This is a genomic window from Mesorhizobium sp. WSM4813 (assembly GCF_055811555.1).
The window spans coordinates 1-7,518 of the sequence record NZ_JBVVQU010000112.1; the positions used below are offsets into that span (position 1 = coordinate 1).

Below are 7,518 nucleotides of genomic sequence, written 5' to 3' on the forward strand. Positions count from 1 at the left end.
AAAAACCATGGCAAACAGCTTGACTTCCAAGACAGTCGCTCTGTCCTGCCGGACATCTCCCCCACTTGGGGGGAGATCGGCCGTCATCTTTGATTTCGCCAATCGCCAACCTCGAAAAAGGGGCGCTGTCGGCGCAACTGCCAATCTCCCCACTTGTGGGGGAGATGTCCGGCAGGACAGAGGGGGGCGCCGTAGAGCGCCAACCTCAATAGCGATCGAGCACTGACGATGCCTCACACGCCGTTGCCCCACGAAATCGCGCCAATGCAAAGTCGATGCGGAAAGCCATGACCGACGCCGAATTGAAGCTCTGGAATGAGCTTCGCGCGCATCGGCTGAGGGGGCTTGGGTTCCGGAGACAATTTCCGATCGCTGGCTACATCGTCGACTTTGCTTGCCCGGAAAAGAAACTCGTCGTCGAAGTCGATGGTTCGCAGCATGCCGACGCCAATGCAGGCGATGAGGCGAGGACAAAGCGTCTGGAGCAGGATGGCTGGACCATCCTGCGTTTCTGAACGACGACGTCATTCGCGATATCGACAATGTCTGCCAGCACATAATCATCGAGGCCGGTGCGGACAGGCGCTGACTTTCACTCCGCCACCGGCGTCCACATCACATCCTCGACCCGCATCGCCCCGGTTGCCAGCATCACCAGCCGGTCGAAGCCGAGTGCGGCGCCGCTTGCCTGCGGCATGATGGCCAGTGCGGCGAGGAAATCCTCGTCGATCGGATAGCGTTCGCCATAGATGCGCTCCTTCTCGTCCATCTCGAGGATGAAGCGCCGGCGCTGCTCGGCGGCGTCGGTCAGCTCGCCGAAGGCGTTGGCCAGCTCGACGCCGCAGCAATAGAGCTCGAAGCGTTCGGCGACGCGCCGATCATCCGCGCTCGGCCGGGCAAGGGCGGCCTCCGAAATCGGATAGCCGTAAAGGATGGTGGCGCGCCCCTGCCCCAGCACCGGCTCGATCTTTTCCACCATCACCCGGCTGAACAGATCGGCCCAATTGTCGTCGGGCGCCGTGCGTAAGCCCGCCTTGATCAGAGCCGCGTTCAGCGCTTCGCGATCGGTGCTGCCGTCGGCGGCGACCGTGGCCAGCAGGTCGATACCGGCATGGCGCATGAAGGCCTCGGTGACGCTCAACCGTTCGGGCTCGGCGAACGGATCGGCCTCGCGGCCGCGAAAGGCGAAACGTTTTGTGCCGGCGCGCTCGGCGGCCAGCGCGACAAGCCCGGCGCAATCCTCCATCAGGCTCTCATAGGTCTCATCAGCCCGGTACCATTCGAGCATGGTGAAGGACGGATGGTGCAATGGGCCGCGCTCGCGGTTGCGATAGACGGCACTCAGGCTGAAGATGCGTTTCTCGCCGGCGGCGAGCAGCTTCTTGCAGGCGAATTCCGGCGAGGTGTGCAAATAGAGCGGCAGATGCTGCCCGTCCGGCCCGATCGCCTGGGTGGCGAAGGCCGACAGATGCGCCTCGTTGCCGGGCGAGATTTGCAGCGCCGCCGTCTCCACCTCGACGAAGTCGCGGCGGGCAAACCAGTCGCGCAGGGCCGCAGTGATGGCATTGCGCAGGATCAGCCGCGGCCGTCGGTCGGCGTGAACATCAGGCGTCCACCAGGGCGAGGCGGCGGTCATGACAGCCGGATTTGCATGGAGGACTGGCGATTGTCGCCAAGATGCGCTAGGCCGCACCGAACGGCTCCCGCAGCCGATTTGCGCCAGTCGGCGCTCCCATGCCAGTCAACGCTCTTAGGAATAAAGCCCGTGAAGGTCATCGCCAGTTCCCTACGCAAAGGCAATGTCGTCGAAAAGGACGGCAAGCTCTATGTGATCCTCTTTGCCGAAAACATCCATCCGGGCAAGGGCACGCCGGTGACCCAGCTCGACATGCGCCGCATCTCCGATGGAGTGAAGGTTTCGGAGCGCTACCGCACCACCGAGCAGGTCGAGCGCGCCTATGTCGAGGAGCGCGAGCACACTTTCCTCTATCGCGATGGCGAGGGCTTCCATTTCATGAACCCGGAAAGCTACGACCAGGTCGCGGTATCGGAAAGCGTGGTCGGCGAGATGGCGCCCTATCTCACGGAAGGCATGGCGGTGCAGATCTCGCAGCACAATGGCATCGCCATCTCGCTGGTGCTGCCGCAGCGCGCCACCTTCGAGGTGGTCGAGACCGAGCCGGTGACCAAGGGCCAGACGGCATCCTCGTCCTACAAGCCGGCGACGCTGTCCAACGGCGTGCGCACGCTGGTGCCGCCGCACATCAGCGCCGGCACCCGCGTGGTGGTGATGACAGCCGATGGCGCGTACGTGGAGCGCGCCAAGGATTGAGAGGCTGGGCAATGCGCGTCCAAGATGACGCTGTCGCGATAGGCACCCGTGATGTAATTGGCGCCAGTCGGGCGACAGGCGTCGTGTGCTGGAAGCCGACTGGGCGCGCGCGCCTAATAGCGGGAGCAAATCGCGTACACAGCTGCCAGATATGTGAGTGCAATCGTGACGTAGGAGACTGCGAGTTCGGCCACGATCGAGGAGATTTGAAGCAGCGTCACCGGAAAACCCTTTGTTAACTCTAACTCGCTAATACGCGTTAATCCTGTCTCTTAACAATCCCCTATAAGTATACGGCGAGCGAGACCGTGTGCTCGCTACGGCGCCTGAACGTCGCAGAATGCCAAAGTAGGGCCGCAACCCGCGATTGGCCCGTGCCACCATGCGGGCCGGGAAGAGCCTTCTTTTATGGGACACTGCAGCGGGGATTCAGCCAAGGATGAGACCCGCTACCAGAACCGTAAGGATCATCGACAGCGGAACGGCAAGAAGGCAGCACGCCTCCAAAGTGTTGATTTGCCAAGAGTTCATCAGGCGCTTCCCAGTTGATTTCCTATCTAACGGGCAAACCGGGACGGCAGTTCCACGGAAAATGCCCGGCGTCAATCCACGCCGCTCATCGTGCCGATCGGCGCCAACCCTCGTTCCCGGTCATCCAGCGAGCGCGCGCCAGATGCGTCGCCCAAGCCCGGAACGCCCGTTCCGGCTCCTGGCTCGGATCAATGTGCAGAACGGTGCGGGCGACCTCACGCCAATCGGCCCCGTCCGCCGAAGCATCGAGCAGCCGGATGTAAGTCAGCATGCAGTGCTCGTCATAGGCGGTCAGCACCGAAGACGTCGGCGCCACGTCTGCGAAATGAGGGTCTAGCGGTGGCTTTGGCATTGCGATCTACCAGCAATGGCGCACCGTAGCAGCCGGTCGAGAAGCCCGCGCCCTTCAATTGGAGGACGCTGGCGGATCGAGGCTCGCCTCTAGCCTGATCGCCCATCGGTGCGGCGCCCCGCCCGACCGTTCGCGCCCTACCCCCGCGGCCGCCGCATCAGCATCATCCCGTAATGCACCGCCAACAAATCCAGCCCGATCTTGAGCAGTTTAGACACCACATCCCGCGGCTCGCCCGTCTGTTCGGCGAGGCTCTTCACCGTTTCGCCATGGCAGCAGACTTTTTGCACCACGCCCGACACCTCCCAATGCGCAAGCGCCCTGGTGGCGTCGGCATAGGCGCGGCCGGCCGACAGGATACGATCGGCAACGCCGCCGCCGATGCGGCCGCCGTCGACGCGCTCAGTCAGCGCCATCGGCTTGACCCCGTCCTGCGCCGAGACGCGAAAATCCTCGCGGTAGCGCATGCCCGCCTCGCGCTGCTGGCGCGACAGCGAGGTGATGCCGGTCAGCGGGTCGACATTGCGCACCCGCACAATGCCGCCGGGCGGGCCATCATTGGAAACCTCATAGATGCGCCTCGCCTCCAACGTGCCCACCGCCAGCCGCTTGCGGCCGAAGGCGTCGTCCTTCAGCGCGAAATCATGGCCGACCTCCTTGCGGATGCGCACCTGCTCGGCCTCGCCCTTGGCTAGTTTGGGCGGCTTGGCCTTTTGGGCGGTCTTCTTGCTCATCTGTGGCTCCTCGTTTGATTGCTGCCTTCGCAGGATCTGGGTTCCTCGCCCCACGGAGTGGGGAGAGGTGGCTCGGCAACGCCGAGACGGAGAGGGGCAGTCGCGCCGCACGCCGGCGATTTCGTCGTTGAAGAGCTTAGGTCTTCATCGGTTTGGACTTTGCAATTCCTCATCCAGCTTTGGCTTTGCGTAGGGCGCTCCCCTCTCCGTCTCGGCTTCGCCGAGCCACCTCTCCCCCGCACGGCGGGGGCGAGGAACCAGGCCGCCGTGCTTGCGAGAAGAATCTCGACCGATGCTGCTCACGCCGTATCCGCCAGCGCGGTGCGGCGATGGTCGCAGAAGCGCGCCGCGTGATAGGCGCAGTAGCTTTTCAGTGGTTGCGTGCGCAGGCCGCAGCACAGCATCTCCAGTCCCGGCCGGCTGCCGGGCGCGTCGTTTTCGGGGTCTTCCTCGAGCGTCAGATCGAGCGGCGCACGGCAGCGGTTGAACAGGCAGTCGATGAAGCGCATAGCCGCGACATGCGGCCGGCGCCCGGCGGCGGCTAAGAGGCGGGGCGCCGGCACCTTGAGGGCCTCGGGTCCGTGGATCTCGCGCACGAACTGGCGCTGGGGCAGCCAGACCGGCGGCGCCAGCCTGGCCGGCGTGCGGGCGATGCTTTGCAATTCTGCCTCGGTGTGCGCGGGCATGGTGTTCTTCCATTGAAAGGTTGCGTAGATGCCGAAGCTCGTCCGGGGAGGACGATCACCTCCGACAGCCAAGCTTCGCCTCGGCCGCCTCGCGGGTGGCGCCGGAAACCGCCCTGCCCGCGCGCCGATCGAAGACGATGACCGTGCCGTCCTCGGTGCGGATGCAAGAAAGGCCGGCATTGCACTCGCGGACATTCGTGGCCGGAGCCGTGAGGGGAACGGCTCCGGCCGTTCCGGTCGCCTGCGATGACGGCAGGGCGACCGGAGCCGAGGCGGTAGCCTCGGGCTTCGTCCCGGCCGGGGAGGAGGACAGCCGGGACGGATGGGAAAACGAGATGGGGCAACGTGGTTTGTGCATGGCTGTATATAAGCATAACTCGAAAACTTATGCAAGCCATTCTTTCATAGACGAAACCGATTCTTATGTTTCAGATGCGCCATGGCGAAAACCTCGTTGTCGATCAAGGTCGGGGCGGCGATCCGCAAGGCGCGCAAGCAGCGTGGCCTGGTGATGCGCCATATTGCCGAGCATAACGACACCGATGTAGCCGCCGTCGGCAATTGGGAAACCGGCCGCAACCTGCCAAAAACCGAGAACCTTTTGAAGACCGCCGCCTTCCTGCGCGTCGACCCGGTGGCGCTCGGCAAGGGCGAGGTCGTCTTCCTCGACGACGCCGACAATGTCGCCGACGCCGAGATCGTCACCGACGCCGCCCCCCTGCCCGCCGGCCCGATGGATATCGAGCTTCTGGGCGCGGCGGTCGGCGGCGACGACGGCGATTTCACCTTCAACGGCGAGGTCGCCGGCTATGTCCAGCGCCCGCCCGGCATCGCCCATTTACGCAAGGTGTTTGCGCTGCATGTGCTCTCCGACTCGATGGTGCCGCGCTATGAGCCCGGCGAGATGCTCTATTGCGGCGGCCGCGACGCCGTGCCCGGCGACCACGTGGTGATCGAGATGTTTCCCGAGGAAAACGAGCGCAACGGCAAGGCCTTCATCAAGAAGCTGGTCAAGCGCACCGCCGCCGAGCTGGTCGTCGAGCAGTACAATCCACCGAAGACGCTGACCTTCAACCGCTACGCGATCAAGCACGTCTGGCGCGTCATCCCACTCAAGGAACTGCTGGGGTACTAGGGCGGCGGGTATTATCTCCCCCGCAAAGGGGGAGATGGCGTTTCCACCACTCAAGCCCGTCTGGATCTCTCCAGGGGAACCTCGCGCTCGCTGAGCATCCGCGCCTCGGCGCGGCGCTGCTGCTGCTCGTCGATGAACGCCGCCTGGACCGCGACCGCCGCGCCCGGCAGCCCGTCGGCGCGGCAGGCCGAGCAGCGAAGGCGCCCCGAAAGGGCCGCCAGCGGCGTCTGCGCGGTCACCCCGAAGCGCTTGAGCTCAGCCGGCTTCCACCATCTGTTGCGGCCGCAATCGATACACTCGACCGCAATCGAGACGACCTCGGCCATCGTCGCTTCCCTGCCCGGCAATGCCATCGTCCCTAGCGCCTCGGTTCCTGTTTTGTTCGCATCATCATCGGTTTTTGCCGAAGAGTCGAGTCGGTTCTGCCCAACCCCAGCAAAAGTTTAACTTGTGCATATTTTTGAGTTATGCTTTCATCGAATATCCGATAGATAGTTAGCGCCGTGGACGTACGCATGGGCGGCAAGACCGTCGCGGCCGCCGCAAGCCAAGGAAACCAGGATGGACACCCTCTCCGCTCAATTCGCCCGCGATTGCGGCTATACCGGCGACAGCCCGGCCATGCTGGCGGCCTTTGCGGCCATCCGCCTCGACGGCATAGGCAAGGCGCGCCTGGGCCACGACCAGCGCAAGGCGATGATCGACCGGTTGAAGCATGGCGAGGCGCTGTTCCTGGCGGCGATCCGCCCGGCGCAGTCGGCTGAGGAGGCGCTCGAGGACGCCGCCCGCTTCATCGCGCTGTTCCGCAACATGCCGCGCTGGCGCCAGGAAAGGCGCGGCGCCGATCTCGCCCGCGCCAGGCAGCAGCTTCTGCTGGCGCGCTTCTTCCGCCGCTACGGCCGCCGCCTCTGGCCGCGGCAGGCGGCGTAGGCCGGAGGATCGCCGACGTCATTGGCTCGCGAATGCCTGGATCGCTGTTGCCGTCGCCAAGCCCGCGCCGTATGTCTCCCCGCAATGAGCGAGATTGAGTTCCGTCGCGCACAAGCGCCCGACCTGCCGGCGATTGTCGCACTGCTTGCCGACGATGCGCTCGGCGCCGGCCGCGAAGACCCGTCGACGCCGCTCGCGCCGTCCTACCTCGATTCGTTCCGAGCAATCGAAGCCGATCCCAACCAGTTGCTGGCCGTGGCCGTCGAAGCCGGGCAAGTCGTCGGAACCCTGCAGCTCAGCTTCATTCCAGGTATTTCGAGGAAAGGCGCCTGGCGCGGGCAGATCGAAGGCGTTCGCGTCGCGCGACAATGGCGGTCTCGCGGTGTCGGCAAGCAGATGATCGAATGGGCGGTTGAAGCGTGCCGTTCGCGAAACTGCAGCTTCGTCCAGCTCACGACGGACAAGAGCCGACGGGAGGCGCACGCTTTCTACGAGCGCCTCGGTTTCACCGCCAGCCATCTCGGCTACAAGATGGCGTTGTAGCTCGCGGCACCTGTAATCAGGGCACTGCCGATCTTGCTCCTTGCGGGGGAGATATCCGGCACGGGATGGGAAGGATCGCGGCTTCATTCCAGCTTGGGTTCCTCGCCCCCACGAAAGTGGGGGAGAGGTGGCTCGGCGAAGCCGAGACGGAGAGGGGGACTGCGCCCTACGAAAGCCCCCTCTCCGGGGGCGGGGGGGGCCCCCCACCCCCCCCCCGCGGGGGGGGGGGGGGGGCGAGCGCGGGGGGGGGGGGGGGGTTTTAAAAAATGAGGCGG

General features: G+C 64.8%; 9 protein-coding genes and 1 pseudogene. 5 read left to right on the top strand and 5 right to left on the bottom strand.

The genetic code is table 11. The features are described 5' to 3' along the window. Positions 1 to 275: 275 nt before the first annotated feature. A pseudogene (locus AC0L25_RS31890) lies at positions 276 to 589 on the top strand (endonuclease domain-containing protein). Positions 590 to 592: 3 nt separating this feature from the next. On the opposite strand, the gene epmA reads toward AC0L25_RS31890, so the two are convergent. After that, positions 593 to 1,636, bottom strand: coding sequence for an EF-P lysine aminoacylase EpmA (gene epmA / locus AC0L25_RS31895; RefSeq protein WP_473599104.1), 1,044 nt, complete (start codon positions 1,634 to 1,636; stop codon positions 593 to 595). A 129-nt stretch (positions 1,637 to 1,765) separates the two neighbouring features. Between epmA and efp the strand changes: the two genes are divergently transcribed. Further along, complete coding sequence (efp, locus tag AC0L25_RS31900) at positions 1,766 to 2,332, top strand: elongation factor P (RefSeq protein ID WP_029351194.1); 567 nt, start codon at positions 1,766 to 1,768, stop codon at positions 2,330 to 2,332. A gap of 616 nt (positions 2,333 to 2,948) precedes the next feature. On the opposite strand, the gene AC0L25_RS31905 is transcribed toward efp, so the two are convergent. The 3 genes from AC0L25_RS31905 to AC0L25_RS31915 form a co-directional block, all read right to left on the bottom strand. After that, positions 2,949 to 3,215 carry a hypothetical protein gene (locus tag AC0L25_RS31905; protein WP_473599105.1) on the bottom strand — a complete coding sequence of 89 codons (267 nt, stop codon included), beginning with the start codon at positions 3,213 to 3,215 and terminating at the stop codon, positions 2,949 to 2,951. 137 nt (positions 3,216 to 3,352) lie between these two features. Further along, positions 3,353 to 3,949: a DUF6456 domain-containing protein gene (locus AC0L25_RS31910; RefSeq protein ID WP_473599106.1), complete on the bottom strand. Its 597-nt coding sequence runs from the start codon at positions 3,947 to 3,949 to the stop codon at positions 3,353 to 3,355. Between the two features lie 299 nt (positions 3,950 to 4,248). Further along, positions 4,249 to 4,635 carry a hypothetical protein gene (locus tag AC0L25_RS31915; protein ID WP_473599107.1) on the bottom strand — a complete coding sequence of 129 codons (387 nt, stop codon included), beginning with the start codon at positions 4,633 to 4,635 and terminating at the stop codon, positions 4,249 to 4,251. A 439-nt stretch (positions 4,636 to 5,074) separates the two neighbouring features. Between AC0L25_RS31915 and AC0L25_RS31920 the strand changes: the two genes are divergently transcribed. Next, complete coding sequence (locus tag AC0L25_RS31920) at positions 5,075 to 5,770, top strand: XRE family transcriptional regulator (protein WP_077382554.1); 696 nt, start codon at positions 5,075 to 5,077, stop codon at positions 5,768 to 5,770. 50 nt (positions 5,771 to 5,820) lie between these two features. Here the strand turns inward: AC0L25_RS31920 and AC0L25_RS31925 are convergent, their stop codons facing one another. Next, positions 5,821 to 6,123 carry a hypothetical protein gene (locus AC0L25_RS31925; RefSeq protein WP_473599108.1) on the bottom strand — a complete coding sequence of 101 codons (303 nt, stop codon included), beginning with the start codon at positions 6,121 to 6,123 and terminating at the stop codon, positions 5,821 to 5,823. A gap of 208 nt (positions 6,124 to 6,331) precedes the next feature. On the opposite strand from AC0L25_RS31925, the gene AC0L25_RS31930 reads away from it, so the two are divergent. Both AC0L25_RS31930 and AC0L25_RS31935 read left to right on the top strand, forming a co-directional pair. Then, positions 6,332 to 6,700 carry a hypothetical protein gene (locus AC0L25_RS31930; RefSeq protein ID WP_473599109.1) on the top strand — a complete coding sequence of 123 codons (369 nt, stop codon included), beginning with the start codon at positions 6,332 to 6,334 and terminating at the stop codon, positions 6,698 to 6,700. Positions 6,701 to 6,784: 84 nt separating this feature from the next. Further along, on the top strand, positions 6,785 to 7,243 hold the full coding sequence (locus AC0L25_RS31935; protein WP_473599110.1) for a GNAT family N-acetyltransferase: 459 nt from the start codon (positions 6,785 to 6,787) through the stop codon (positions 7,241 to 7,243). Positions 7,244 to 7,518: the final 275 nt, after the last annotated feature.

Coding starts and splice junctions, on each gene's coding strand:
- AC0L25_RS31925 (WP_473599108.1), bottom strand. CDS start 6,123: ATGGCATTGCCGGGCAGGGAAGCGACGATGGCCGAGGTCGTCTCGATT.
- AC0L25_RS31910 (WP_473599106.1), bottom strand. CDS start 3,949: ATGAGCAAGAAGACCGCCCAAAAGGCCAAGCCGCCCAAACTAGCCAAG.
- AC0L25_RS31920 (WP_077382554.1), top strand. CDS start 5,075: ATGGCGAAAACCTCGTTGTCGATCAAGGTCGGGGCGGCGATCCGCAAG.
- AC0L25_RS31915 (WP_473599107.1), bottom strand. CDS start 4,635: ATGCCCGCGCACACCGAGGCAGAATTGCAAAGCATCGCCCGCACGCCG.
- epmA (WP_473599104.1), bottom strand. CDS start 1,636: ATGACCGCCGCCTCGCCCTGGTGGACGCCTGATGTTCACGCCGACCGA.
- AC0L25_RS31905 (WP_473599105.1), bottom strand. CDS start 3,215: ATGCCAAAGCCACCGCTAGACCCTCATTTCGCAGACGTGGCGCCGACG.
- AC0L25_RS31935 (WP_473599110.1), top strand. CDS start 6,785: ATGAGCGAGATTGAGTTCCGTCGCGCACAAGCGCCCGACCTGCCGGCG.
- AC0L25_RS31930 (WP_473599109.1), top strand. CDS start 6,332: ATGGACACCCTCTCCGCTCAATTCGCCCGCGATTGCGGCTATACCGGC.